This is a genomic window from Acidovorax sp. MR-S7, from assembly GCF_000400995.2.
In the GTDB taxonomy this organism is placed as follows: domain Bacteria; phylum Pseudomonadota; class Gammaproteobacteria; order Burkholderiales; family Burkholderiaceae_C; genus MR-S7.
The window spans coordinates 98,531-122,460 of the sequence record NZ_DF238912.1 but is presented as its reverse complement, the minus strand read 5'-3'; the positions used below and the strand labels follow the sequence as shown (position 1 = coordinate 122,460).

The window sequence follows — 23,930 nt, the reverse complement described above, 5'->3', positions numbered from 1 at the left end:
TTGTGCTTACGGACAGGCCGGCTCGCGCCGGCGGTGGATTGTCCGTTTACACAAAATTCTGCACACCCTCGTCCGTGACCCTCTCTCGACAAGCTGCCAACTCCTGTCGAGTTCCTGCCATGGAGCCACCCAGTCGTTTTGTAACCTTGTGTCGATTCCTGCGTGATTTGCCGGGGCTGCCCGGCCGCCCCCGTTTTCATCAACGACAATGCGCCCTTGGCGCCGAAAAGACGCCCGCATCGACCATTTCTTGAACACGATGGCCGACCATCGTGCAGATGTACCGGACACAATGAACATAGTCATTCTCGACGACTACCAGGACGCGGTGCGCAAGCTCCACTGCGCATCCCGCCTCGACCCCTATTCCGCCAAGGTCTACACGAATACGGTCAAGGGCCTGGGCCAGTTGTCGGTGCGGCTGAAAGACGCGGACATCATCGTCCTGATCCGCGACCGCACCCATATCAACCGCCAGCTGGTGGATAAGCTGCCCCGCCTCAAGCTGATCACCCAGACCGGGCGGGTAGGCTCGCACATCGACGTGCCGGCGTGCACGGAACGCGGCATCGCCGTCGCGGAAGGCGTCAGCTCCCCCGTGGCGCCTGCCGAGCTGACCTGGGCTTTGATCATGGCCGCCATGCGGCGGCTGCCCCAGTACATCGCCAACCTCAAGCATGGGGCCTGGCAGCAATCCGGCCTGCGCGCCGCCGCCATGCCGCCCAATTTCGGCATCGGCACGGTGCTGCGTGGCAAGACGCTGGGCATCTGGGGCTACGGGCGCATCGGCCAGATCGTCGCCAGTTACGGCCGCGCCTTCGGCATGAATGTGCGGGTCTGGGGCCGGGAGGCCTCGCGGGCACAGGCACTCAGCGACGGGCTGCAGGTGTCCAGCACGCGCGCCGAGTTCTTCGCGGAATGCGACGTGGTGTCGGTACACGTGCGGCTCACGGACGAGACGCGCAACATGATCACGCTGGACGATCTGTCGTGCATGAAGCCCACCGCCCTGTTCGTGAATACGTCGCGCGCCGAACTCGTCGAACCTGATGCGCTGATCGCCGCGCTCAACCGCGGCCGTCCCGGCATGGCGGCCGTGGACGTCTTCGAAAGCGAGCCGATCCTGCAAGGCCATGCCCTGTTGCGGCTGGAGAACTGCATCTGCACCCCGCATATCGGCTACGTGGAGCAGGACAGCTACGAGCTCTATTTCGGTGCCGCCTTCGACAACGTGGTGAATTACATCAAGGGAACACCGACGAATATCGTCAATCCCGGCGCCTTGCAGGTCCGGCGCTGATACCGATAACCCGAAGGCAATGCAAAAAAGGGGCTTCGATCGAAGCCCCTTTTTAATGCCGGTCCTGGTCGGACCGGCAATGCACGAATAACCGGCTAATTAATTCAGCGGCGTCTTCTTGCCATCCTTGTAGACATACAGCGTGATGGCGGGATTCTTCATTTCGCCATTCGGCTCGAATGCGATATTCGCGGTCACGCCCTTGTAATTGGACTTCAGCAGTTCAGGGATGTACACCTTGGGATCCCACGAACCGGCACGCTTCATGGCATCGACCAGCAGCATGGTGGCATCGTAGGTGTAGGGGCTGTACACCTGGAACTGGTTGGGGTACTTGGCATCGTACTTGGCCTTCCAGGCCGTGCCGCCAGGCATCTTCGCCAGCGAAGCGCCACCTTCCGCGCACACCACGTTGCCCAGCGTCTTGGCGCCTGCCGCCAGTTTGGCGATCTCGGTCGTGCAAACGCCGTCACCGCCGAAATACTTCACGTTGGCCATGCCGAGTTGCTCCATCTGGCGGAGCATGGGGCCGGCTTGCGGGTCCATGCCGCCGAAGAAGATGGCGTCGGGGTTCTTCGCCTTGATGGCCGTCAGGATGGCCATGAAGTCCGTGGCCTTGTCGGTCGTGAACTGTTCATCGACCACCTTCATGCCCTTTTCGGCGGCCACGCGCTTGAACACGTTGGCCACGCCCTGGCCGTAGGCCGTACGGTCGTCGACGATGGCCACGGTCTTGAGCTTCAGGGTTTCGGCGGCGTAGACAGCCAAGCCGGAACCCAGCGCATTGTCGTTGGCGATGATGCGGAAGGTGGTCTTGTAGCCGGGCTTGGTCAGGTTGGGGTTGGTCGCCGCGCCCGTGACGTGGGGGATGCCGCAGTCGTTGTATACCTTGGAAGCCGGAATCGTGGTGCCCGAGTTCAGATGGCCGACGACGCCCGCTACCTTCGCATCGCACAGCTTTTGTGCGGCAGCGGTGCCCTGCTTCGGATCGGCGGCATCGTCTTCCGCCAGCAGTTCCAGCTTGACCTTCTTGCCGCCGATGGTGACACCCTGCGCATTCAACTCCTCAATGGCCATGCGCGAGCCGTTTTCGTTGTCCTTCCCGTAGTGTGCCTGGGCACCCGATACCGGGGCCACGTGGCCGATCTTCACCACCTCTTGAGCGGCGGCCATCCCAGCAACCGCTGCGATCGCAGCAGCCACGGTCAGTTTCAACTTCAGTTGCATATGGATCTCCAATAAAAAGACGCTGGAATATGGTTGTGTCCAACGCAGAGAAACATATCGCAATTCCTATGCCCAATCACTAGGGAACACGATGAAGTTTCCAGGAAACGACACAGGGGAATACCCTGTCAGCTACGAGACGTTTGAACCGTTCGCCAATTCTTCCGCCACCGCCTCGTAAACGGCATGGCGAACAACGGCTTCCACTTCTTCCCTGAGACGAGGGACCATGGAGCGCGTCTGCTCCTGCACGACGAGGGCGATGGCTTCGCGCAGGCGCTGGTCCAGGACCACGTCCACGCGCTGCATGACACGGTGCACTACATATTCCTCGATGCCATGCGGCAGCGGACTGGCCGCCACCGGCGCTTCAGCGGGCGCAGGAACAGGCGCCTGGTCCGCCGCAGACGGTGGTGCCGCCTGTGCCTCGGCCAGGACTGCGGTTTCGGGAAGGTGCACCACATCGGTGAGCGTGGGCACGAATCTGGGCGGCATGCGCGGCGGGGTGGACATCACGTCCCCTCCTTGAGCACCAGGTCGTGGCGCACGATCTGGTGGCCGCGCGATGCATAGTGGCGCCACCGCTCCCGCGCCCTGCTGCGGTCGGCCTCGTCGGAGCGGCTCACCACCTCGACCAGCTTGGCGAATTCGCCATACCCTTCGGGCACCGCATCGCCGAGGTTCAGCAGCATCTCGCGGTGCCGGCACTGGCGCATGTCATAGGTGGCGCGCGCCAGCAGCACCGGCGATGCCGTCCGCTGCTCCTCGTCCGCCTCGTCCAGGCAATGGGCCACGAAGTCGGTCGGCGCCATGGCCCACAGCATGCGGTCGAGCTGGCGCAGGTCCTGCTCGGAACCGGTGATTACCACCCGCATGTCGCGGCGCACCGCCTTGCGCGCGAACCGGCAGGCATAGGCCAGCTTGTCCGGCGCATTGAAATGGAACGCCACCTCGGTCATGTTCATCCCACGCGGGCCGCGCGCCTAGCAGGCTTGCGGGCAGAGCCCGCCGCTTCGATACCCAGCAGGTAATGCACCAGCAGGCCCACGGGCCGGCCGGTGGCGCCCTTGGCCGCGCCACCCTTCCAGGCCGTGCCGGCGATATCCAGGTGCGCCCAGGGCGTATTGCCGACGAAGCGCTGCAGGAACTTGGCCGCGGTGATGGAGCCTCCGGCGCGGCCGGCCACGTTGGCCACGTCGGCGAAGTTGCTCTTGAGCCCCTCGGCATATTCGTCGTCGAGCGGCATGCGCCAGCAGGGGTCCAGCGCGACGTCGCCGGCCGCCAGCAGGCGCTCGGCCAGGCCGTCGTCCGAGGCGAACAGGCCGCTGCGCAGCCCCCCCAGGGCGATGACGCAGGCCCCCGTGAGCGTGGCGATGTCGATCACGGCGGCCGGCTTGAAGCGCGCGGCATAGGCCAGGGCGTCGCACAGCACCAGGCGCCCCTCGGCGTCGGTGTTCAGGATCTCGATGGTCTGGCCGCTCATGCTGGTCACCACGTCGCCGGGCTTGACGGCCCGGCCGTCGGGCATGTTCTCGCACGCGGGGATCAGGCCGACCACATTGATGGCCGGCCGCAGCTCCGCCAGCGCACGGAAGACGCCGAGCACGCTGGCCGCGCCGCCCATGTCGAACTTCATCTCGTCCATCTCCGCGGCCGGCTTGATGGAGATGCCGCCCGTGTCGAAAGTGATGCCCTTGCCCACCAGCACCACCGGGGCCTGGGTCTTGGCCGCGCCGTCGTAGCGCAGTTCGATGAAGCGCAGCGGTTCCTCCGAGCCGCGCGCCACGGCCAGGAAAGCGCCCATGCCCAGCCTGGCGACCTCGGCCGGACCGTGCACCTTGCATTGGATGCCCGGGTGCTTGGCCAGCGCCTTGGCAGCCTGGCCCACCAGCGTGGGCGTGGCGTGGTTAGCGGGGCGGTTGGCCCATTCGCGCGCATATTCGACGCCGGCGACCAGCGCCGTGGCCGTGGCGAACTCGGCCCGCGCCGCCGCGGCATCGGCCACCCCCACGGCCACGCGCGCGAGTGCGCGCGGTTCGGCCTTGCTCTTGGTGGCCGTATAGACGTAGCTGGCTTCCGACACGGCCCGGACCGCCGCGCCCACCGCGCCCGCCTGGGGCGCGGCCGCGAAGACCAGCGCCAGTCGCCTGACGGACGGCGCCTTGATCATCGCGCCCGCCGCCAGGACGGCCTGGCGCACGGCGCGCGCGGTGCCGTCGCCGCAGCCCAGCAGCGCCACCCTGCGCGCGGATACGCCCAGGGGCGCATACAGCGGCAGCAGCTTGCCCGCCTTGGTGTCCAGGTCGCCCGCCTTGAGCGCGTGGGCCGCCAGCGACGACAGCGCATCCGCGCGCGGCTTGAAGCCCTCGGGCACCAGCACCACGAGCAGATCGCACGGATGCGCGGCAGCGGCGGACAGCGAAAGCGTCTTCAGTTCGAAGTTCATAATCAGCGTTTTCCTTCGAACCAATGTTATTCGATTCGTCCATTCGCAAGGAGCTGGCGCGCAGCTTCGGCGCCACCCTGGTTGTGCTGATCACCGTGGTCATGACCATGATGCTGATCCGCACGCTGGGCCAGGCCTCGCGCGGCAGCGTGGCCCCGTCCGACGTGATGCTCGTCATGGGTTTCACCGTGCTGGGGCAGTTGCCCACCATCCTGAGCCTGAGCCTGTTCATCGCCGTGGTCGGCACGCTTTCGCGCATGTACCGCGACAGCGAGATGGTCATCTGGTTCTCCGCCGGCCGGGGGCTCATGAGCCTGCTGGCGCCGCTGCTGCGATTTTCCTGGCCGGTGATGCTGGCCGTGGCCGCGCTGTCTCTGGCGGTGTGGCCCTGGGCCAACCGGCAGGTGCAGGAGCTCAAGGAACAGTACGAGCAACGCAGCGACGTGGACCGCATCGCGCCGGGTGAATTCCAGGAATCCTCCAACGGCACGCGTGTGTTCTTCATCGACAAGGACTCGCCCGACGCCAACGCGGCCAACAACGTCTTCATCGCCACTACGGAGCCGCACCGGGAGACCGTCACGTCCGCGCGCAGCGCGCGGCTGGAGGTGCGCAACGGCGAGCGCCTGGCCCTGCTGAGCGACGGGCAGCGGCTGGAGACCCTGCTCGACAAGCCGGGCCTGCGCATCAGCGAGTTCGAGGAATACGGCACCCGCATCGGTTCCGCCGCGCCAGGCGACCGGGAAGAGGCTGCCGCCAAGACGCGCGACACGCACGAGCTGGCGCAAAGCCCCCTGCCCGCCTACCGCGCCGAGCTGGGCTGGCGCCTGGGACTGGCCTTCGCCGTGCTGAACTTCACCGTGCTCGGGCTGGCACTGGCCGTCGTCAATCCGCGCGCCGGGCGCAGCGGCAGCCTGGTGTTCGCGCTGTTCGCCTTCGTGGTCTATTACAACCTCATGACCGTGGGCCAGAGCTGGATCGCTGCCGGCCGTCTGGGCCTGCCGTCCTTCATGCTGGCACTGCACGGCGGCACGTTGCTGCTGGGCCTGCTGCTGCTGGCCGCCCGGCACAACCACTGGTCGCCGCGCATGCTCTGGCGCGGGCGGAGCGCCGCATGATCACCATCCGCCGTTTCATCTACCGCGAGGTCGTCGCCAGCGTGGCCTTCGCCACGCTCGCCTTCCTGGCACTGTTCTTCTTCTTCGACATGGTGGACGAGCTGCGCTGGGTGGGCCGCAGCACGCCCTTGGGCGACTACCAGCTATCGCACGCGCTGCTATTCGTCGCGCTGAGCCAGCCCAAGCACCTGTACGAGCTGCTGCCGATCACCGTGCTGATCGGCACCATCTTCGTCATGGCCCGGCTGGCGCAGAGCTCCGAATTCACCATCATGCGCACCAGCGGCCTGGGGCCCTGGCGGGCACTGAGCACGCTGCTGCTGCTGGGCGGTGCGTTCGTCGTCGCCACTTTCGCCATCGGCGACTACATCGCCCCCGCCAGCGAGCGCGCAGCCCAGCTGGTCAAGGCGCGGCGGCTGGGGCAGATCAGCACCGGCGCCACGGGCGCGTGGCTCAAGGAGCGCCAGGGCGACCACTCCGTCGCCGTCAACGTGCGCGCCATCGACCCCGATGGCCAGATGCGCAACGTGCGCATCTTCGAGTTCGACGGCAATGGCCGCGTGGCCTCCACCATCCAGGCCGAACAGGGAGATTTCGACGACGCGGGCGAGGGCTGGAACCTGTCGCAGGTGCAGCGCAGCGTGTTCCAGCGCGGCAGGGGCAAGGACGCCGACGAGGTCCGCGTGAGCCGCCTGCAGGAGCCCACGCTGCACTGGCCCACGCGCATCAGCCCCGAGATGGTGGCCGCCTCGCTGCTCAAGCCCGACAAGATGGCGACCATCGACCTGTTCCGCTACATCCACCACCTGGAGGCCAACGGCCAGGCCGCGCAGCGCTACGAGATCGAGTTCTGGCGCAAGGTGTTCTACCCCCTCTCCTGCCTGGTGATGGTGGTACTCTCGCTGCCCTTCGCCTACCTGCACTTCCGCTCGGGCGGCATCGCAGGCTACGTGTTCGGCGGCGTGATGGCGGGTATCAGCTTCTTCCTGCTCAACAACGTGTTCGGCTTCGCGGGCAACCTGCAGAACTGGTCGCCCTGGCTCACGGCGGCGGCGCCGGGGCTGATCTACTCCGTGCTCTCGCTGGCGGCGTTCGGCTGGCTGGTGCTCAGAAGGTAGCCGGCTCTCAAGCCTTTTCAGCCCCTAACGCTTATGCAGCAAGCGCAATCAGCTATTATTTTGCTAGCACACGGCTCGCGCGACCCCCTGTGGCGCCGGCCCATCGAAGCCGTGTGCGCACGCATCCAGTCAGACCAGCCGCACCGCGCCGTGCGCTGCGCCTACCTGGAGCTGTGCACGCCCGACCTGGCCAGCGCCGTGGGCGAACTGGCGGACGGCACCACGCAGATCACCATCGTTCCGCTGTTCCTGGGCACGGGCCGTCACGCCCGCGAGGACCTGCCCCGCATGGTGGAGGAGCTGGCCCGCGCATTCCCCCACCTGCGCCTGCACCTGCAGACCCCGGTCGGCGAGGACGAGCGCATGGTCGCGCTGATGGCACACATCGCCAGCGAAACCACCCACGAGGCCACCATTCGTTAGATGAATGCAGCATAATGATGCGACTTTTTAGCCGCTTTTCAGTATGAATCTGCACCAGTTCCGCTTCGTCCAGGAAGCCGCGCGCCGCAACCTCAACCTGACCGAGGCCGCCAAGGCGCTGCACACCTCGCAGCCCGGCGTCTCCAAGGCCATCATCGAGCTGGAGGACGAGCTGGGCGTGGACATCTTCGCGCGCCACGGCAAGCGGCTCAAGCGCGTGACCGAGCCGGGGCAGCACGTGCTCAAGAGCATCGAGCTCATCATGCGCGAGGTGGGCAACCTCAAGCGCATCGGCGAGCAGTACAGCGCCCAGGACAGCGGCACCCTCTCCATCGCCACCACGCACACCCAGGCGCGCTACGTGCTGCCCATGCCCGTGGCCAAGCTGCGCGAAGCCTATCCCAAGGTCCACATCAGCCTGCACCAGGCCACGCCGCACGAGGTGGCGCGCATGGTGATCGACGAGGTGGCCGAGATCGGCATGGCCACCGAGTCGCTGGCCGACTACCCCGACCTCGTCACCCTGCCCTGCTACGAATGGCAGCACGTGCTGGTCATGCCGCCCAGCCACCCGCTGGCGGGCAAGGAGCGCATCGGCCTGGACGACATCGCGCACGAGGCGCTCATCACCTACCACCCCTCGTTCACCGGCCGCGGCAAGATCGACCAGGCCTTCGCCGCGCGCAAGCTGCAGCCGCGCATCGTGCTGGAGGCCATCGACTCCGACGTGATCAAGACCTACGTGCGCCTGGGGCTGGGCATCGGCGTCGTGGCCGAGATGGCGATGCGCGACGACCCGCTGGGCGACCTCGTCGTGCGCCCCGTGGGGCATCTGTTCGGCCAGAGCGTGGCGCGCGTGGCGTTCAAGCGCGGCGCCTACCTGCGCAACTTCGTCTACAAGTTCGCCGAACTGCTGAGCGACCGCCTGAGCCGCGACCTGATCGCCCGCGCGATGACCGGCCACGTGAACGACTACGAACTATGACCACCCCCACCTTCCCCAGCCGCCTGCCCAACGTGGGCACCACCATCTTCACCGTCATGTCGGCGCTCGCCACCGAGCACCAGGCTGTCAACCTGGGCCAGGGCTTCCCTGACTTCGCCTGCGACCCCGCGCTGCTGGACGCCGTCACCCGCGCCATGCAGGCCGGGCACAACCAGTACCCGCCCATGACCGGCGTGGCCCCGCTGCGCGAGGCCGTCTCCGCGAAGATCGAAACGCTGCATGCGCGCCGCTACTGTCCCAACACCGAGATCACCATCACCGCCGGGGCCACGCAGGCCATCCTGACGGCCGTGCTCGCCTGCGTGCAGCCGGGCGACGAGGTCATCGTGCTGGAGCCCTGCTACGACAGCTACGTGCCCAACATCGAGCTGGCCGGCGGCGTGGTGGTGCGCGTGCCCCTCACGCCCGGCACCTTCCGTCCCGACTTCGCAAAAATAGCCGCCGCCATCACCCCGCGCACGCGCCTCATCATCGTCAACACGCCGCACAACCCCAGCGCCACCGTGTGGACCGAAGCCGACATGCGCACGCTCGAAGAGCTGCTCGCGCCCACCAACGTGCTGCTGGTCTCCGACGAGGTCTACGAGCACATGGTCTTCGACGGCGCCCAACACCAGAGCGCCGCGCGCTTTCCCGGCCTGGCCGAGCGCGCGTTCATCGTCTCCAGCTTCGGCAAGACCTTCCACGTCACCGGCTGGAAGATCGGCACCGTGGCCGCGCCCGCCGCGCTCACGGCGGAATTGCGCAAGGTGCACCAGTTCAACGTGTTCACCGTCAACACGCCCATGCAGTACGGGCTGGCCGAATACCTGAAGAACCCCGCGCCCTACCTGGATCTGCCCGCCTTCTACCAGGCCAAGCGCGACCTGTTCCGCCAGGGGCTGGAGGGCTCGCGCCTGAAGCTGCTGCCCAGCACCGGCAGCTACTTCCAATGCGTGGACATCTCGGCCGTGAGCGACCTGCCCGAAGCCGACTTCTGCCAATGGCTGACGCGCGAGATCGGTGTGGCGGCCATTCCGCTGTCGGCCTTCTATGGCGACGGATTCGACCAGCGCGTGGTGCGCTTTTGCTTCGCCAAGCAGGACGACACGCTGCGCGCGGCGCTGGAGCGGCTGCGCAAGCTTTGAGCCCAATCGGGCTCCAGCGCTTTTCCCGCAAGCGCAAGCAGCTCCTTTTTGAATAGCACCTACCGGCGTGCCAGCCACACACCGGTGGCTGCCACCGCCATGCCCGCCAGCGCCCAGCCGGTCAGCGTTTCGCCGAACAGCAGCCAGGCGACCAGGGCCGTCACCGGCGGCGTCAGGTAGAACAGGCTCGCCACATGGACCGCCCCGCCGCGGCGGATGAGCAGGTTCAGCAGGCTGACCGCGCCCACGGAGAGCACCAGCACCAGCCAGCCCAGCGCGAAGGCGAATTCACCCGTCCACTGAACGGCCATGGTTTCGGTGGCAGCGGCCAGCGCTGCCGTTGCCACCAGGGTGGGCAGGTACTGGATGACCGTACCCGTGCGCAGGTCGAACGACGGGCAGAACCGCTTCTGGTACAGCGTGCCCGCCGTGATGCCCAGCAGCGCCACCACCGCCGGGCCCAGCATGCCTGCCACCGCCCCGGCCGGCACCCCGGCCACCTTGCCCGCCACCACCAGCACCACGCCCGTGAAGCCCAGCGCCAGCCCCGCCCACTGCGCGGGCCGCACCTTCTCGCCCAGCAGCGCCCCCGCTGCCAGCGCCGTGACCAGCGGCTGTAGGCCCACCACCAGTGCAGTGATTCCCGACGGCAGCCCCTGGCCGATGGCGATGAACACGCCGCCCAGGTACACGCCATGCACCAGCAGGCCCGCGACGCCGATGTGCACCCAGTTCCTGCCCCACGCAGGCCAGGGGGCCCGCGCCAGCACGGCCACCGCGAGCATCAGCACGATGACAATGGCAAAACGCAGCGTCAGGAAGGTGAGCGGCTCGGCATAAGGCAGGCCCAGCTTCGCGCCGATGAAGCCCGTGCTCCACAGCACCACGAACAGCAAGGGGGCCAGGGCATCGAGTGTGCCGGGTGCTTTGGACATCGGGGTCATAGGCGATGGAAATGGCGCCGCGAGGGCATGGAAGTCAGGCCTGCGAGCCGCTGCGCGCCAGGAACGCGGCGATGCGCTCCAGCACCTCGGCCGCACGTTCGCGGTGCGGCAGGTGGTGGCAGCCGGGAAGCACCGCCAGTTCGGCGGGGCCGCGCACGCTGGCCGCGATGCGCCCGGCCTGCTGCGGGGAGCCGTACTCTTCCTCGGCGCCGTGGATCACGAGCGTGGGGCAGTGCACGCGCGCCAGCGCGGGCTCCAGCGAATAATCCGCGAAGGCAGGCGACAGCCAGGTGCGCGTCCACGCGTCCAGCACCCAGCGCGCCTTGTCCCCGTGGTATTTGCGCAGGCGGTCCAGCTCGGCCTCGTCGGCAAAGGCGGCCCCGGCCGCTCGGATGCCCTCCAGCGTGCGCTCCTCCACATAGCACTGGGCAGACACGGTGACCAGTGCCTCGCACGCGCTGCCCAGGTGGGCCGCGGCGAAGGCGGCCATGCCGCCGCCCACGCTGTGCCCCAGCAGCACGGCGCGTTCCCTGCCGCACTGCGCCAGCAGGCGCGGCACGACCTGCTCGCCCTCCTCGCGCACGAAGCCGGTGCCCGGCAGGCCGGTGCGCGCGGCGGAGCGGCCAAAGCCCCAGCGGTCGTAGGCCAGCACCTCGCGGCCCGTGGCGGCGCACAGCTGCGCGGGAAAGTCCCGCCACAGCGCCACGCACCCCAGGGAGTCGTGCAGCAGCACGATGGGCGCACGGGCGCCGCCGCCCTGGGGCTGCCACAGGCGGCCGTGCAGCGCAACGCCGCCCGGCCCTGCCAGAGGCAGGTCGCGTACGGCGGGGGCGGACGCTTCACTACCCCTGTCGGGTCCTGTTTTCATAGCTGCTTGCGCTTGCTGGATAGGGGTTTGACGCCATTTTCATATGAAACCTCCGTCACCGGTCATACGCGGAGATGGCGATGGGCAGCCGCGGTGCCTGCCACACATAGTCCTTCGCGAGCACGTCGCGCGCGGGCTGCAGGCCGGGCCAGCGCAGGTGCAGCAGACTGGCCATGGTCCAGCCGGCCCAGTCCCCACGGAAGGGTCGCGCGGCGATGGCGGCGCGCTCCGGGCGCGGCGCATCGTTGCTCCACAGCAGCGCGGGTATGCGGTAGCCCGCGGCCGTGCCGGGGCTGTGGCCGGCATGGTCGGTCGCATGGCCCACCTCCTGGCCATGGTCGGACAGGTACATCCAGGCGCGGTAGCCCGGGTTGCCGCCGGCGTTGCGCGTGAGCGCCAGCGTCTCGGAGACGACGAAGTCATGGTAGAGCATGGCCGCGTCGTAGTCCTGGCGCAGGCGGCGCACCCAGTAGGGCCGGCCCTGGCGCTCCAGCTCGCGCTCCACGCTGTCGGGCGCATCGTCGAACGGATTGGCGTCGGCAGGAAAACGCAGCCGGTAGTGCGGGTGCGTGCCCAGCAGGTGCACCACGATGAGCTTGCGCGGCGCGCTGTCCTCCAGCGCCTTCTGCAGCTCGTCCAGTAGCTCGCCGTCCAGCGACATGGTGGAGCGGCCCGGCGTACGGTTGATGAAGTCCACGACGTCGGCCAGCCGTGCATGCGTCTGCTCCACGGCCACGTCGTCGTGGTTGCTCACCCACCAGACCTTGTAGCCGGCCGCGCGGGCGAGCGCGAGCAGGTGGGGCGGCGCATCCTGCCGACCCAGGCCGCCGAAGCCGAAGATGTTGCGCAGCGCGGGCAGCGTGCTGGCATCGGCGGACCAGGCGTGGCGCAGCGTCAGCATCTGGTCGCCCAGCTGCCGCACCTGGGTTTCCAGACGGTGCGTGGTCGGCCTGGCGTAGCCGTAGAGCGACATGTTGTCCCGGTTCACGCTGTCCCCGAGCACCATCACCACGGTGGATGGCCCTTCCCTGGCCACCGACGGCGCCGCGGCGCGCGCCCGCGCCAGCTCCGCGCGCCGGAACGCTTCCTGGTCCCCCAGGGTGCCGCGCAAGACCTGCACGGACTGGCTCCAGCCGGCCCAGAAAACGACGGGATGCAGCCGGCGCCACGGCTTGCTCCCATACCCCAGAGCGCCGACCAGCAAGCCCACGGCCAGCAGCACCACAAGGCCGCGGGACAGCCGGCCCGTGCCCTGCGCGCCGGCCTGCGCGGCCAGGCGCCAGCTCCACGCGCCGGCTGCGGCCAGCCCCGCCAGCCACAGCAGCAGGGTGCGCCAGTGCGCCTGCAGGTACTCGCCCGTCTCGCGCGCATTGGTGTTGGCCGCGGCACCGAGCACCAGCGAGCTGTCCGGCGCGGATTGGTAGGCATCCAGCAGGAATCCCCGGGCCGCGCCGTCCAACGCGAAGCACATGAAGCCGGCCCACGCCAGCACGCGCCGCCATCGCCGCACCGCCGGGCTGCGCACCGGCCAGGCCAGCCAGGCCATGAGCGGCAGGAACAGGATGAGCAGTTGCGCCACGCGGCGCCCGTCGTGCCCCAGCACCACGAACACGGCCGCGAGGCCCCAGAGACATGCCAGCGCCCCGCGGGCGCGCAACGGCGCCGCGGCGCCCGTGGTCGATCCAGACACGAAAGATGCTTTCCCGGAAAAACGGCCGCTTCAGAGCAGGACGATGTCGTACTGCTCCTGCCCCATCGCGTTCTCGGCCTGCAGCGAGATCGGCTTGCCGATGAAGTCCGACAGGCCCGCGAGGTGCTGGCTTTCCTCGTCGAGGAACAGTTCCACCACCTTGGGCGAGGCGATCACGCGGAACTCGCGCGGGTTGAACTGGCGCGCCTCGCGCAGCACCTCGCGCAGGATGTCGTAGCACACGGTGCGCGCAGTTTTCACCTCGCCCACGCCATGGCAGGTGGGGCACGGCTCGCAGAGCATGTGGGCCAGCGACTCGCGCGTGCGCTTGCGCGTCATCTCCACCAGGCCGAGCTGCGAGAAGCCGCCCAGCATGGTCTTCACGCGGTCGCGCGCGAGCTGCTTGCGGAATTCCGCCAGCACGGCCGTCTTGTGGTCCTCGCGCAGCATGTCGATGAAATCCGCGATCACGATGCCGCCCAGGTTGCGCAACCGCAGCTGGCGCGCGATGGCGCCGGCGGCCTCCAGATTGGTCTTGAAGATGGTGTCGTCGAAGTTGCGCGCGCCCACGTAGCCGCCGGTGTTCACGTCGATGGTGGTGAGCGCCTCGGTCTGGTCCACGATGAGGTAGCCGCCGGACTTGAGCTGGACGCGCCGGCCCAGGGCCAGGGCCACCTCCTCGTCGATGGCGAACAGGTCGAAGATCGGGCGCTCGCCCTTGTACAGCTGCAGCTTGGAGGCCGCGGCGGGCATGAATTCGCGCCCGAAGGCGGCCAGCAGCGCGTGCTGCTCGCGCGAGTCGATGCGGATGGACTGCGTTTCCTCGCTGGCGATGTCGCGCAGCACGCGCTGCAGCAGGCTCAGATCCTGGTAGAGCAGCGACGTGGGCGGGCGGCTCAGGGACGCCTGGCGAATGCCCGTCCAGGTCTTGCGCAGGTAGGCGATGTCTTCGGCCAGCTCCTCGTCGCTCGCATCCTCGCCGTTGGTGCGCAGGATGAAGCCGCCCCCGCCGCCCGCGGCCTTGTCGCCCACCAGCGCCTGCAGGCGCGCGCGCAGGGCGTCGCGCTCGTCGGCCGGGATCTTCTGCGAGACGCCCACGTGGTCGTCCTGCGGTAGGAAGACGAGCAGCCGCCCGGCGATGCTGACCTGGGTGGACAGGCGCGCGCCTTTGGTGCCGATGGGGTCCTTGATGACCTGCACCATGAGCGACTGGCCCTCGAACACCTGCTTCTCGATCGGCACGGGCGGCTCGTTCTTGCGCGCGAACATGGGCGCCTCGCCGCCCTCCTGGCGGTGCCACACGTCGGCCACGTGCAGGAAGGCGGCCCGCTCCAGGCCGATGTCGATGAACGCCGACTGCATGCCCGGCAGCACGCGCGAGACCTTGCCCAGGTAGATGTTGCCGACCAAGCCGCGTTCCAGCGTGCGCTCCACGTGCAGCTCCTGCACGGCGCCGTTCTCCACCACGGCCACGCGCGTCTCCTGCGGCGACCAGTTAATCAGAATGTCTTGTTGCATGGGCTTCGCCAAGTGAAGCCCGGATGATGCCCGAAACCACCCGATCAGCGCGTGTTCATGGCCTGCAAGCCCTTGAGCAGTTGCGGGCGCAGCGCCACCACCCCGCCCACCACGATCAGCGCGGGCGGACGCACGCGGTGCTGCAAGGCGAGCTGCGGCAGGCTCTGCAGCGTGCCTTCGATGCAGCGCTGCCCCGGCAGCGACGCCTGCTCCACCAGCGCCGCCGGCGTGTCCTGCGGCAGGCCGTGGCGCACCAGCTCGGCGCAGATCACGGGCAGGTTGCCGATGCCCATGTAGATCACCACCGTCTGGCGCGGGCGCGCCAGCGCCTGCCAGTCCAGCGCCACTTCGCCGTCGCCCTGCAGGTGGCCGGTGGCGAACACCAGCGTGGCCGCATGGTCGCGGTGGGTGAGCGGGATGCCGGCGCAGGCGCCGGCGCCCTGGGCGGCGGTGATGCCAGGCACCACGTCGAAGGCGATGCCGGCGTCGGCCAGGGCCTGCGCCTCCTCGCCGCCGCGGCCGAAGATGAAGCCGTCTCCGCCCTTGAGGCGCACCAGGCTGCGCCCGCTGCGTGTCAGCCGCAGCATGAGGTCGATGATGGATTCCTGCGGCAGCGTGTGATGAGCGGCCTCCTTACCCACGTAGATCAGGTCGGCATCGTCGGCCACGTAGCGCAGCACCTCCTTGCCCACCAGGTGGTCGTAGAGCACCAGGCGTGCGCCGCGCAACGCCTTCACGGCGCGCAGCGTGAGCAGCTCGGGGTCGCCGGGGCCGGCGCCCACCAGGGTCACGCGCCCGGGACGGGCGTTCGCCCCGGCGGCGGGAGGCGCTGCGAACCAGCGCGCGTCTTCTATGAAGCTCATACAGGTCTTCTTTCTTCGCGGATCGTGGTGGTGCCGATTGTTCAAAGGCCCTGTGCATCCGTCCTTGAACCAGTTCAAGGACAGGCGCGCGGGCCGGCGCGACGATCACAGCCACTCGCATGAAGAGGGAATGGACAGCGACCTCGCGAGAGGGCCCGCGGCATCCGCCGGGGGACCACCCATGCGCTGATCCGTGACGCAGAGGACCCACAATGACAGCAAAGAGGATCGCCAGGCTGGTCGCGCTTGCCGCCGCCACCCTGGTGTCGGCCACCGCGATGGCGCAGGACGCCAAGCCGGTCTCCGAGGCCGAGAAAAACTACCAGGCCGGCGGCTCGCCTCTGGCGGATGTGCCCATGCACCAGAGCACGAACCCCAAGGCGCCTGCGATGACGCAGGCCGAGTTCGACCGCGCCCGCCAGATCTATTTCGAGCGCTGCGCGGGGTGCCACGGCGTGCTGCGCAAGGGCGCCACCGGCAAGGCGCTCACGCCGGACATCACCCTGGGCAAAGGCACGGACTACCTGAAGGTCTTCATCGCTTACGGCTCGCCTGCTGGCATGCCCAACTGGCTGACGTCGGGCGACTTCGACGAGGCCACCGTGGATCTGATGGCGCGCTACGTGCAGCAAGACCCTCCCACACCGCCGGAGTTCTCGCTGGCGGACATGGAGAAGTCGCGCAAGGAATACGTGCCCGTCGCCCAGCGGCCCGCGAAGAAGATGAACAACTACAACATCAACAACATCTTCTCGGTCACGCTGCGTGACGCGGGCGAGATCGCGCTGATCGACGGCGACACCAAGCAGATCATCAACATCGTCAAGACCGGCTATGCGGTGCACATCTCGCGCCTGTCGGCCTCGGGCCGCTACCTCTACGTGATCGGCCGCGACGCGCGCCTGAACCTGATCGACCTGTGGATGGAAAAGCCCGACAACGTGGCCGAGATCAAGATCGGCCTGGAGGCCCGCAGCGTCGAGACCAGCAAGTTCAAGGGCTGGGAAGACAAGATCGCCATCGCCGGCACCTACTGGCCGCCCCAGTTCGTGCTGATGGACGGCGATACGCTCACGCCGCGCAAGATCGTCTCCACCCGCGGCATGACCGTGGACAACGAGTACCACCCCGAGCCGCGCGTGGCCGCCATCGTGGCCAGCCACCAGAAGCCCGAGTTCCTGGTCAACGCCAAGGAGACCGGCAAGATCTGGATGGTCGACTACACCGATCTGGAGAACCTCAAGACCACGCAGATCGACTCGGCCAAGTTCCTGCACGACGGCGGCTTCGACGCCACGCGCCGCTACTTCCTGACCGCCGCCAACGCGTCGGACAAGATCGCCGTGGTGGACACCAAGACCAGCAAGCTGGCCGCTCTGGTGCCCGTGGGCAAGATCCCGCACCCGGGCCGGGGCGCCAACTTCGTGCACCCGAAATTCGGTCCCGTATGGTCCACCTCCGGCCTGGGTGACGAGAGCATCGCCATCATCGGCACCGACCCGGCCAAGCACAAGGCCAACGCCTGGAAGGTGGTGCAGTCGCTCAAGGGCCAGGGCGGCGGCTCGCTGTTCATCAAGACGCACCCGAAATCCACCAACCTGTGGGTGGACACGGCACTCAACCCCGACCCGAAGATCAGCCAGAGCGTGGCGGTGTACGACATCAAGGACCTGGGCAAGGCGCCGCAGATCATCGACATCGCAGGCTGCGCCAACCTCAAGGACGACGGCGCCAAGCGCGTGGTGCAGCCCGAGTACAACCAGAAGGGCGACGAGGTCTGGTTCTCGGTGTGGAGCGCCAAGGACAAGGAATCGGCCATCGTGGTGGTCGACGACAAGACGCGCACCTGCAAGACCGTGATCAAGGATGCGAAGCTGGTCACGCCGACGGGCAAGTTCAACGTCTACAACACCATGCACGACGTCTACTGACGTCGACGAGGACTGTCATGGTGCGTCCCGCCATCCTCCTCCTCGCCGGGGCCGTCTGCGCGGCGCAAGCCATGGCGCAGAGCGCGGTGCCCACAGCCGAGCGCAGCGCGCAGCTCGTGCGCATGGTGCGCCAGGATTGCGGCTCGTGCCATGGCATGCGCCTCACCGGCGGCCTGGGCCCCGCGCTCACGCGCGAGTCCCTGGCCGGCAAGCCCCCCGAATACCTGGCCGCCGTCATCACCCACGGCATTCCCGGCACTCCCATGCCGCCCTGGAGCGCCCTGCTCCAGGGCAGCGAGGCGCGGTGGATCGCCGAGCGGCTGGCCAGCGGCTTTCCCGAAGAAAACAGGAGCCCGGCTCCATGACTCCCATGAAACGGCGCAACCTGCTGTCGCTCGCCGCCAGCGCGCCGCTGCTCGCCAGCGGCTGCGCGGCCCCCTCCTCGCCTGCATCGCCGCCGCAGGCGCCCACGCTGCAAGGCACGGGCGACCTGGGCGTGGTCGTCGAGCGCGCCCAGGGCGCGCTCACCCTCGTCAACACCAGCCGCCGCGCCGCCATGGGCCGCGTCACCGGGCTGGGCGATCTGTCGCACGCCTCGGTGGTGTTCTCGCGCGATGCGCGCTACGCCTACGTCTTCGGCCGTGACGGCGGCCTGACCCGCGTGGACATCCTCGCGGGGCGCATCACCCACCGCGTGATGCAGGCCGGCAACTCCATCGGCGGCGCCATCAGCGCCGACGGCAGCCTGGTCGTTGCGCAAAACTACACGCCCGGCGGCATCAAGGTGTTCGACGCCGCCACCCTGGAGCTGCTGGCCGACGTGCCCGCGCTCACCCCGGGCGGCGAACGCTCGCGCGTGGTCGGCCTGGCCGACCTGCCGCAGCGGCGCTTCATCTACAGCCTGTTCGACGCCGGCGCCATCTGCATCGCCGACTGCGCCGACCCGCGCCAGCCGCGCATCGCCACCCTGCCTGACATCGGCAAGCAGCCCTACGACGCCCTGGTCTCGCCCAACGGCCGCCACTACATCGCCGGACTGTTCGGCGAAGACGGCCTGGCCATGGTGGACCTGTGGGACCCCGCACCCCGCGCGCGCCGCATCATGAAAGGCTACGGGCGCGGCCAGCAGCCCCTGCCCGTGTACAAGATGCCGCACCTGCGCGGCTGGGCCATCGCGGGCCGGCACGCCTACCTGCCGGCCGTCGGCCGCCACGAAGTGCTCGTCGTCGACACCGACACCTGGGCCGAGGTCGGCCGCATCCCCGTCGCAGGCCAGCCCGTGTTCGTGATGGCGCGGCCCGACGGACGCCAGGTGTGGGTCAACTTCTCGGTCCCCGACTACGACCGGGTGCAGGTGATCGACACGCCCAGCCAGCGCGTGGCGGAGACGCTGCGCCCCGGCAAGGCCGTGCTGCACATGGAGTTCACGCCGCGCGGCGAGTCGGTGTGGATCAGCTGCCGCGACGACAACCGCGTGCAGGTCTACGACACCCACACGCTGCAGGCGCAGGCCAGCCTGCCCGTGGATGCCCCCAGCGGCATCTTCTTCACTGCGCGCGCACAGCGCATGGGGTTCTGAATGCCTGCCGGCGATGCCTTGGGCCTGGCGCTGCTCAACACCTGGCAGCGCGGCTTTCCGCTGTGCGAGCGGCCATTCGAAGCCATCGGCCGGACCCTGGGCCTGGATGAAGGCGAGGTGCTGGGCCGCTACGCGCGGCTGTGGCAGGCCGGCGCGCTCAGCCGCATCGGCGCCGTGTTCGCGCCGGGCGCGGGCGGCGCGTCGCTGCTGGCCGCCATGGCCGTGCCACCCGCGCGGCTGGACGACGTGGCCGCCACCGTCTCTGCCCACCCCGGCGTCAACCACAACTACGAGCGCGAGCACGCCACCAACCTCTGGTTCGTCGCCACCGGCCGCGATGCACAGCAGGTGGAGCGCCTGCTGCGCTCCATCGAGCAGGCCACGGCCCTGCCGGTGCTGCGCCTGCCCATGCTGCGCCCCTACCGCATCGACACCGCCTTCGACCTGCAGGCCGGCCTGGCCGGCGCCGCGCAGCCCACGCCCGCGGCGGCCGCCCCGCTGGCGCCTGCCGACCGGCCGCTCGCCGCCCTGGCCGAGGAAGGCCTGCCGCTCACGCTGCGGCCCTACGACGTCTGGGCCGACCAGCTGCACGGCAGCACGCTGGCCGTGCTGGACACACTGTCGCGCTGGCTGGCCCAGGGCCAGCTCAGCCGCTTCGGCGTCGTCGTGCGCCACCACGAGCTGGGCTACACCGCCAACGCCATGGCCGTGTTCGACGTGCCCGACGCGCTGGTAGAGCGCCACGGCGCGGCCCTGGCGCACACGCCAGGCGTCACGCTGGCCTACCGGCGCGCCCGTGCGGACGGCTGGCCCTTCAACCTGTACTGCATGGTGCACGGACGCGACCGGCAAGCAGTACATGCAGCGCTCTCCCACGCCAGCGCACAGGCCGGCCTGCAGGCCTATCCCAGCGCCGTGCTGTTCTCGCTGCGGCGCTTCAAGCAGACCGGCGCGCGCCGCTTCGCCCACCACGCGCCGCATGCCTGCCCGGCGCCCGAACTCCAGGAGCCCGCCCATGCTGAGCCCTGACGACGCACTCCTGGTGGACCACTTGCACGGCGGCTTTCCGCTCGTGGACCGCCCCTTCGCCACCGTGGCGGCCGCGCTGGGCTGCACCGAGGAGCAGGTGCTGGTGCGCCTGCGGCGCCTGCTGTCGCAGGGCGTGCTTACGCGCTTCGGCCCGCTGTTCCAGATCGAGCGCGCGGGCGGCCTGTTCGTGCTCGCCGCCATCGCCGTGCCCGAGGAACGCTTCAGCGCCGTGGCTGCCACCGTCAACGCCTTTCCGGAAGTGGCGCACAACTACCGGCGCACGCATGCGCTCAACATGTGGTTCGTCGTGGCCGCCGAATCCCCCGCGCAGGCGGCCGACGCGCTCGCGCACATCGAGGCCGCCACGGGCCTGCCCGTGCACGCGTTTCCCAAGGAGGAGGAGTATTTCGTGGAACTGCGCCTGCCTCCGCTGCCCCTCGCAGGAGCACCCCATGGCGCTTGATGCCTTCGACCGCGCGCTGATCGCCGCCACCCAGGGCGGCCTGCCCCTGGTGGCGCGCCCCTACGAGGCCGTGGGCGCCATGCTCGGCGTGCCTGGCGAGCAGGTGCGTGAACGCCTGGAATACATGCTGGCCCGGGGCCTGGTGCGCCGCATCGGCGCCGTGCCCAACCACTACCGCCTGGGCTACACCGCCAACGGCATGAGCGTCTGGGACGTGGCCGACGAACACGTGGCCACGCTCGGCCCGCGCGTGGCCGCCCTGCCAGGCGTGAGCCACTGCTACCGCCGCCCGCGCCACCTGCCCGGCTGGCCCTACAACCTGTTCGCCATGCTGCACGGCACTAGCCGCGAGAGCGTGGCGCAGCAGGCCGGCGAGATCGCCGCGCTGCTGGGCGGCGCCTGCCGGGGCCACGACATCCTGTATTCCACCGCCATCCTCAAGAAAACCGGTCTCCGATTAAAGGACTGAACCATGTTCCGCATCAGCCAGTACCTGCGCGAACTCGCGCAGGCACAAGCCACCGGCAGCTACCCCACGCCCCGCGAACGGCACGCGCGCGGCCCCGTGGTCATCTGGAACCTGATCCGCCGCTGCAACCTCACCTGCAAGCACTGCTACGCGCTCTCGGCCGACCACGACTACGCGGGCGAGCTGTCCTTGCCGGAAGTCTTCACGGTGATGGACGACCTGAAGGCCTTCGGCGTGCCCGCGCTCATCCTCTCGGGCGGCGAGCCGCTGCTGCGGCTCGACCTGTTCGAGATCGCCGCGCGCGCACGCGACCTGGGCTTCTACACCGGCCTCTCGACCAACGGCACGCTGATCGACGCCCCCCTGGCCGCGCGCATCGCGGGCGCGGGCTTCGACTACGTGGGCATCAGCCTCGACGGGCTGAAGCCCACGCACGACAAGTTCCGCCGCCTCGACGGCGCGTTCGACCGCAGCCTGGCCGCCATCCGCCACCTGGCCACGCACAACGTCAAGGTGGGCCTGCGCTTCACCATGACGGCGCTGAACGCGCACGACCTGCCCGCGCTGCTGCAGCTCATGCAGGACGAGGGCGCGAACAAGTTCTACTTCTCGCACCTCAACTACGCCGGGCGCGGCAACATCCACCGCGACAAGGACGCGCACCACCAGGCCACGCGCGCCGCCATGGACCTGCTGTTCGACCACGCCTGGGCCGCCGCCCAGGCCGGCAGCCTGGACGACTATGTGAGCGGCAACAACGACGCCGACGGCCCCTACCTGCTGCAATGGGTGCGCCAGCGCCTGCCGCAGTGGGAGGGCGCACTGCGCCAGCGCCTGGTGGCCTGGGGCGGCAACGCCAGCGGCCAGATGGTGGCCAACATCGACAACCTGGGCCGCGTCCACCCCGACACGATGTGGTGGCACCACGACCTGGGCTGCGTGCGCGAGCGCCCGTTCTCGCAGATCTGGAACGACACCAGCGACCCGCTGATGGCCGGCCTGAAGCAGCGCCCGCGCCCCGTGCAGGGCCGCTGCGCGGCGTGCCAGTACCTTGCCATCTGCAACGGCAACACGCGCGTGCGCGCCCAGCAGCTCACCGGCAACCCGTGGTTCGAGGACCCGGGCTGCTACCTCGGCGATGCCGAGGTGGGCGCCGCTAGCACGCCGTTCGAGGCACACGCCAGGAAAAACGCGCGCCGCACCATCGAGATCGCCCATGCCTAAAGCCCTCCGCCCCCTGCTGACCGCCGTCATCACCCTCGCCTCCCTTGCCGCGCTGGCCCAGGCCCCGGCGCCCGCCAAGCCCGACGCACCCGCCCTCTACCAGCAGCACTGCGCCGTGTGCCACGGCGCGCAGCGCACCGGACTGATGGGCCCGGCGCTGCTGCCCGAGAGCCTGGAGCGCACGCGCCCGGCCGAGCTGCAGCGCGTCATCGCGCAAGGCCGCCCGGCCACGCAGATGCCCAGCTTCAGCGGCCAGCTCTCGGAAGGCGAAATCGCCGCCCTGGCCACCTGGGTGCGCACGCCCGTGGTACCCGCGCCGCGCTGGGGCGAGGCCGACATCCGCGCCTCGCGCAGCTTCACGCCCCTGCCGGACGATGAGCCAGTGAAACCCAAGTGGGACGCCGACCCGATGAACCTGTTCGTCGTCGTCGAAGGCGGCGACCACCACGTCTCGCTGCTCGACGGCGACCGCTTCGAGGTCATCACGCGCTTCGCCAGCCGCTACGCGCTGCACGGCGGCCCCAAGTTCACGCCCGACGGGCGCTACGTGTTCTTCGGCTCGCGCGACGGCTGGATCACCAAGTACGACCTGTGGCGCCTGGCCGTGGTGGCCGAGGTGCGCGCCGGCCTGAACATGCGCAACGTGGCAGTGAGCGGCGACGGGCGCTGGGTCATGGCCGCCAACTACCTGCCGCACACGCTGGCGCTGTTCGACGCCGACCTCAACCTGGTCAAGACCTACGGCGCCGCCACGCTCGACGGCAAGGCCAGTTCGCGCGTCTCGGCCGTCTACGACGCCACGCCGCGCCACAGCTTCGTGGTAGCGCTCAAGGACATTCCCGAGATCTGGGAAATCTCCTACGACCCGCAGGCCGGGCCCATCCACGACGGCCTGGTGCACGACTACAAGATGGGCGAAGCAATCGCCAAGCCCGGCTACCTGGGCGTGCGCCGCACGCCCCTGAGCGAGCCGCTGGACGACTTCTTCTTCGACCAGAGCTACCGCCACGTGCTCGGCGCCACGCGCCCCAAGCAAGGCGCGGGCGCCAGCGCCCAGGTGGTGAACCTGGACGCGCGCACCAAAGTGGCCGACCTGCCCATCGCCGGCATGCCGCACCTGGGCTCGGGCATCACCTTCGCATGGAACGGCACCACCGTGCTCGCCAGCCCCAACCTGGGCGGTGGCGCGGTGGACGTGATCGACATGAAGACCTGGAAGACCGTGCGCACCCTCAAGACGCCCGGCCCCGGCTTCTTCATGCGCAGCCACGAGGACACGCCCTACGCCTGGACGGATTCGATGATGAGCCCCGCCGCCAAGGACACGCTCACCATCATCGACAAGCGCACGCTGGAGCCGGTGGCCCAGGTGCGCGAGCCGGGCAAGACGCTGGCGCACATCGAGTTCACGCGCGACGGGCGCTACGCCCTGGCCAGCGTGTGGGAGATGGACGGCGCCCTCATCGTCTTCGATGCCGCCACCTTCCAGGAGGTCAAGCGCCTGCCCATGAAGAAGCCGGTGGGCAAATACAACGTGTGGAACAAGATCACGCGCAGCGAAGGCACGTCGCATTGACGCACGTCACG

General features: G+C 69.0%; 23 protein-coding genes. 14 read left to right on the top strand and 9 right to left on the bottom strand.

What is annotated here, in order from left to right; all coding sequences use genetic code 11:
• Window positions 1–292 precede the first annotated feature (292 nt).
• A complete protein-coding gene (locus AVS7_RS08785; RefSeq protein WP_020228080.1) occupies window positions 293–1,300 on the top strand; it encodes a D-2-hydroxyacid dehydrogenase family protein in 1,008 nt (335 codons plus the stop codon).
• 99 nt (window positions 1,301–1,399) lie between these two features.
• On the opposite strand, the gene AVS7_RS08780 is transcribed toward AVS7_RS08785, so the two are convergent.
• The 4 genes from AVS7_RS08780 to AVS7_RS08765 form a co-directional block, all read right to left on the bottom strand.
• Window positions 1,400–2,527 (bottom strand): branched-chain amino acid ABC transporter substrate-binding protein, encoded by a 1,128-nt coding sequence (locus AVS7_RS08780; protein WP_024001199.1) that lies wholly within the window; start codon window positions 2,525–2,527, stop codon window positions 1,400–1,402.
• A gap of 132 nt (window positions 2,528–2,659) precedes the next feature.
• Window positions 2,660–3,040 (bottom strand): hypothetical protein, encoded by a 381-nt coding sequence (locus AVS7_RS08775; protein ID WP_020228078.1) that lies wholly within the window; start codon window positions 3,038–3,040, stop codon window positions 2,660–2,662.
• A complete protein-coding gene (locus tag AVS7_RS08770; protein ID WP_034690381.1) occupies window positions 3,040–3,486 on the bottom strand; it encodes a DNA polymerase III subunit chi in 447 nt (148 codons plus the stop codon). The genes AVS7_RS08775 and AVS7_RS08770 overlap by 1 nt, the downstream gene beginning before the upstream one ends.
• Window positions 3,487–3,488: 2 nt before the next feature.
• Window positions 3,489–4,973 (bottom strand): leucyl aminopeptidase, encoded by a 1,485-nt coding sequence (locus AVS7_RS08765; protein WP_020228076.1) that lies wholly within the window; start codon window positions 4,971–4,973, stop codon window positions 3,489–3,491.
• Between the two features lie 23 nt (window positions 4,974–4,996).
• On the opposite strand from AVS7_RS08765, the gene lptF reads away from it, so the two are divergent.
• From lptF to AVS7_RS08740, 5 genes are read left to right on the top strand one after another with little or no spacing between them, the layout of a single operon-like run.
• Window positions 4,997–6,091 (top strand): LPS export ABC transporter permease LptF, encoded by a 1,095-nt coding sequence (gene lptF, locus AVS7_RS08760; RefSeq protein WP_020228075.1) that lies wholly within the window; start codon window positions 4,997–4,999, stop codon window positions 6,089–6,091.
• Window positions 6,088–7,209 carry an LPS export ABC transporter permease LptG gene (lptG, locus tag AVS7_RS08755; RefSeq protein ID WP_020228074.1) on the top strand — a complete coding sequence of 374 codons (1,122 nt, stop codon included), beginning with the start codon at window positions 6,088–6,090 and terminating at the stop codon, window positions 7,207–7,209. The genes lptF and lptG overlap by 4 nt, the downstream gene beginning before the upstream one ends.
• A 33-nt stretch (window positions 7,210–7,242) precedes the next feature.
• The gene (locus AVS7_RS08750) at window positions 7,243–7,632 is read left to right on the top strand and encodes a sirohydrochlorin chelatase (RefSeq protein ID WP_024001197.1); all 390 of its coding nucleotides are present in this window, start codon (window positions 7,243–7,245) and stop codon (window positions 7,630–7,632) included.
• A 43-nt stretch (window positions 7,633–7,675) separates the two neighbouring features.
• Window positions 7,676–8,617 carry a CysB family HTH-type transcriptional regulator gene (locus tag AVS7_RS08745; protein ID WP_020228072.1) on the top strand — a complete coding sequence of 314 codons (942 nt, stop codon included), beginning with the start codon at window positions 7,676–7,678 and terminating at the stop codon, window positions 8,615–8,617.
• A complete protein-coding gene (locus tag AVS7_RS08740; protein ID WP_020228071.1) occupies window positions 8,614–9,765 on the top strand; it encodes a pyridoxal phosphate-dependent aminotransferase in 1,152 nt (383 codons plus the stop codon). The genes AVS7_RS08745 and AVS7_RS08740 overlap by 4 nt, the downstream gene beginning before the upstream one ends.
• Window positions 9,766–9,824: 59 nt before the next feature.
• Here AVS7_RS08740 and AVS7_RS08735 read toward each other — a convergent pair whose 3' ends face one another.
• The 5 genes from AVS7_RS08735 to cobA are packed head-to-tail and all read right to left on the bottom strand — an operon-like array spanning window position 9,825 to window position 15,648.
• Window positions 9,825–10,700 (bottom strand): DMT family transporter, encoded by an 876-nt coding sequence (locus AVS7_RS08735; RefSeq protein ID WP_020228070.1) that lies wholly within the window; start codon window positions 10,698–10,700, stop codon window positions 9,825–9,827.
• 43 nt (window positions 10,701–10,743) lie between these two features.
• A complete protein-coding gene (locus tag AVS7_RS08730) occupies window positions 10,744–11,577 on the bottom strand; it encodes an alpha/beta fold hydrolase (protein WP_020228069.1) in 834 nt (277 codons plus the stop codon).
• Window positions 11,578–11,632: 55 nt separating this feature from the next.
• Window positions 11,633–13,267 (bottom strand): phosphoethanolamine transferase, encoded by a 1,635-nt coding sequence (locus AVS7_RS08725; RefSeq protein WP_024001196.1) that lies wholly within the window; start codon window positions 13,265–13,267, stop codon window positions 11,633–11,635.
• A gap of 30 nt (window positions 13,268–13,297) precedes the next feature.
• Window positions 13,298–14,785: a ribonuclease G gene (gene rng / locus AVS7_RS08720; protein ID WP_020228067.1), complete on the bottom strand. Its 1,488-nt coding sequence runs from the start codon at window positions 14,783–14,785 to the stop codon at window positions 13,298–13,300.
• 44 nt (window positions 14,786–14,829) lie between these two features.
• Window positions 14,830–15,648, bottom strand: coding sequence for a uroporphyrinogen-III C-methyltransferase (gene cobA / locus AVS7_RS08715; RefSeq protein ID WP_020228066.1), 819 nt, complete (start codon window positions 15,646–15,648; stop codon window positions 14,830–14,832).
• Window positions 15,649–15,860: 212 nt separating this feature from the next.
• Between cobA and AVS7_RS08710 the strand changes: the two genes are divergently transcribed.
• The 8 genes from AVS7_RS08710 to AVS7_RS08675 are packed head-to-tail and all read left to right on the top strand — an operon-like array spanning window position 15,861 to window position 23,919.
• Window positions 15,861–17,579, top strand: coding sequence for a nitrite reductase (locus AVS7_RS08710; RefSeq protein ID WP_020228065.1), 1,719 nt, complete (start codon window positions 15,861–15,863; stop codon window positions 17,577–17,579).
• Window positions 17,580–17,596: 17 nt separating this feature from the next.
• A complete protein-coding gene (locus AVS7_RS08705; RefSeq protein ID WP_020228064.1) occupies window positions 17,597–17,944 on the top strand; it encodes a cytochrome c in 348 nt (115 codons plus the stop codon).
• A 5-nt stretch (window positions 17,945–17,949) separates the two neighbouring features.
• Window positions 17,950–19,158, top strand: a complete 1,209-nt coding sequence (locus AVS7_RS08700) for a cytochrome D1 domain-containing protein (protein ID WP_020228063.1) — start codon at window positions 17,950–17,952, stop codon at window positions 19,156–19,158.
• Window positions 19,159–20,187, top strand: coding sequence for an Lrp/AsnC family transcriptional regulator (locus tag AVS7_RS08695; RefSeq protein ID WP_020228062.1), 1,029 nt, complete (start codon window positions 19,159–19,161; stop codon window positions 20,185–20,187).
• A complete protein-coding gene (locus tag AVS7_RS08690; RefSeq protein ID WP_020228061.1) occupies window positions 20,174–20,650 on the top strand; it encodes an Lrp/AsnC family transcriptional regulator in 477 nt (158 codons plus the stop codon). Before AVS7_RS08695 ends, AVS7_RS08690 begins: the two co-directional genes overlap by 14 nt.
• Window positions 20,640–21,119 carry an Lrp/AsnC family transcriptional regulator gene (locus AVS7_RS08685; protein ID WP_020228060.1) on the top strand — a complete coding sequence of 160 codons (480 nt, stop codon included), beginning with the start codon at window positions 20,640–20,642 and terminating at the stop codon, window positions 21,117–21,119. The genes AVS7_RS08690 and AVS7_RS08685 overlap by 11 nt, the downstream gene beginning before the upstream one ends.
• A 3-nt stretch (window positions 21,120–21,122) precedes the next feature.
• Complete coding sequence (gene nirJ, locus AVS7_RS08680; protein ID WP_020228059.1) at window positions 21,123–22,343, top strand: heme d1 biosynthesis radical SAM protein NirJ; 1,221 nt, start codon at window positions 21,123–21,125, stop codon at window positions 22,341–22,343.
• On the top strand, window positions 22,336–23,919 hold the full coding sequence (locus AVS7_RS08675; RefSeq protein ID WP_020228058.1) for a nitrite reductase: 1,584 nt from the start codon (window positions 22,336–22,338) through the stop codon (window positions 23,917–23,919). Before nirJ ends, AVS7_RS08675 begins: the two co-directional genes overlap by 8 nt.
• The last annotated feature ends 11 nt before the right edge of the window (window positions 23,920–23,930 follow it).

Excerpts from the sequence above, each read along its gene's own strand:
- AVS7_RS08785 (WP_020228080.1), top strand. The coding sequence starts at position 293 with ATGAACATAGTCATTCTCGACGACTACCAGGACGCGGTGCGCAAGCTC.
- AVS7_RS08780 (WP_024001199.1), bottom strand. The coding sequence starts at position 2,527 with ATGCAACTGAAGTTGAAACTGACCGTGGCTGCTGCGATCGCAGCGGTT.
- AVS7_RS08775 (WP_020228078.1), bottom strand. The coding sequence starts at position 3,040 with ATGTCCACCCCGCCGCGCATGCCGCCCAGATTCGTGCCCACGCTCACC.
- AVS7_RS08770 (WP_034690381.1), bottom strand. The coding sequence starts at position 3,486 with ATGACCGAGGTGGCGTTCCATTTCAATGCGCCGGACAAGCTGGCCTAT.
- AVS7_RS08765 (WP_020228076.1), bottom strand. The coding sequence starts at position 4,973 with ATGAACTTCGAACTGAAGACGCTTTCGCTGTCCGCCGCTGCCGCGCAT.
- lptF (WP_020228075.1), top strand. The coding sequence starts at position 4,997 with ATGTTATTCGATTCGTCCATTCGCAAGGAGCTGGCGCGCAGCTTCGGC.
- lptG (WP_020228074.1), top strand. The coding sequence starts at position 6,088 with ATGATCACCATCCGCCGTTTCATCTACCGCGAGGTCGTCGCCAGCGTG.
- AVS7_RS08750 (WP_024001197.1), top strand. The coding sequence starts at position 7,243 with ATGCAGCAAGCGCAATCAGCTATTATTTTGCTAGCACACGGCTCGCGC.
- AVS7_RS08745 (WP_020228072.1), top strand. The coding sequence starts at position 7,676 with ATGAATCTGCACCAGTTCCGCTTCGTCCAGGAAGCCGCGCGCCGCAAC.
- AVS7_RS08740 (WP_020228071.1), top strand. The coding sequence starts at position 8,614 with ATGACCACCCCCACCTTCCCCAGCCGCCTGCCCAACGTGGGCACCACC.
- AVS7_RS08735 (WP_020228070.1), bottom strand. The coding sequence starts at position 10,700 with ATGTCCAAAGCACCCGGCACACTCGATGCCCTGGCCCCCTTGCTGTTC.
- AVS7_RS08730 (WP_020228069.1), bottom strand. The coding sequence starts at position 11,577 with ATGAAAACAGGACCCGACAGGGGTAGTGAAGCGTCCGCCCCCGCCGTA.
- rng (WP_020228067.1), bottom strand. The coding sequence starts at position 14,785 with ATGCAACAAGACATTCTGATTAACTGGTCGCCGCAGGAGACGCGCGTG.
- cobA (WP_020228066.1), bottom strand. The coding sequence starts at position 15,648 with ATGAGCTTCATAGAAGACGCGCGCTGGTTCGCAGCGCCTCCCGCCGCC.
- AVS7_RS08710 (WP_020228065.1), top strand. The coding sequence starts at position 15,861 with ATGACAGCAAAGAGGATCGCCAGGCTGGTCGCGCTTGCCGCCGCCACC.
- AVS7_RS08705 (WP_020228064.1), top strand. The coding sequence starts at position 17,597 with ATGGTGCGTCCCGCCATCCTCCTCCTCGCCGGGGCCGTCTGCGCGGCG.
- AVS7_RS08700 (WP_020228063.1), top strand. The coding sequence starts at position 17,950 with ATGAAACGGCGCAACCTGCTGTCGCTCGCCGCCAGCGCGCCGCTGCTC.
- AVS7_RS08695 (WP_020228062.1), top strand. The coding sequence starts at position 19,159 with ATGCCTGCCGGCGATGCCTTGGGCCTGGCGCTGCTCAACACCTGGCAG.
- AVS7_RS08690 (WP_020228061.1), top strand. The coding sequence starts at position 20,174 with ATGCTGAGCCCTGACGACGCACTCCTGGTGGACCACTTGCACGGCGGC.
- AVS7_RS08685 (WP_020228060.1), top strand. The coding sequence starts at position 20,640 with ATGGCGCTTGATGCCTTCGACCGCGCGCTGATCGCCGCCACCCAGGGC.
- nirJ (WP_020228059.1), top strand. The coding sequence starts at position 21,123 with ATGTTCCGCATCAGCCAGTACCTGCGCGAACTCGCGCAGGCACAAGCC.
- AVS7_RS08675 (WP_020228058.1), top strand. The coding sequence starts at position 22,336 with ATGCCTAAAGCCCTCCGCCCCCTGCTGACCGCCGTCATCACCCTCGCC.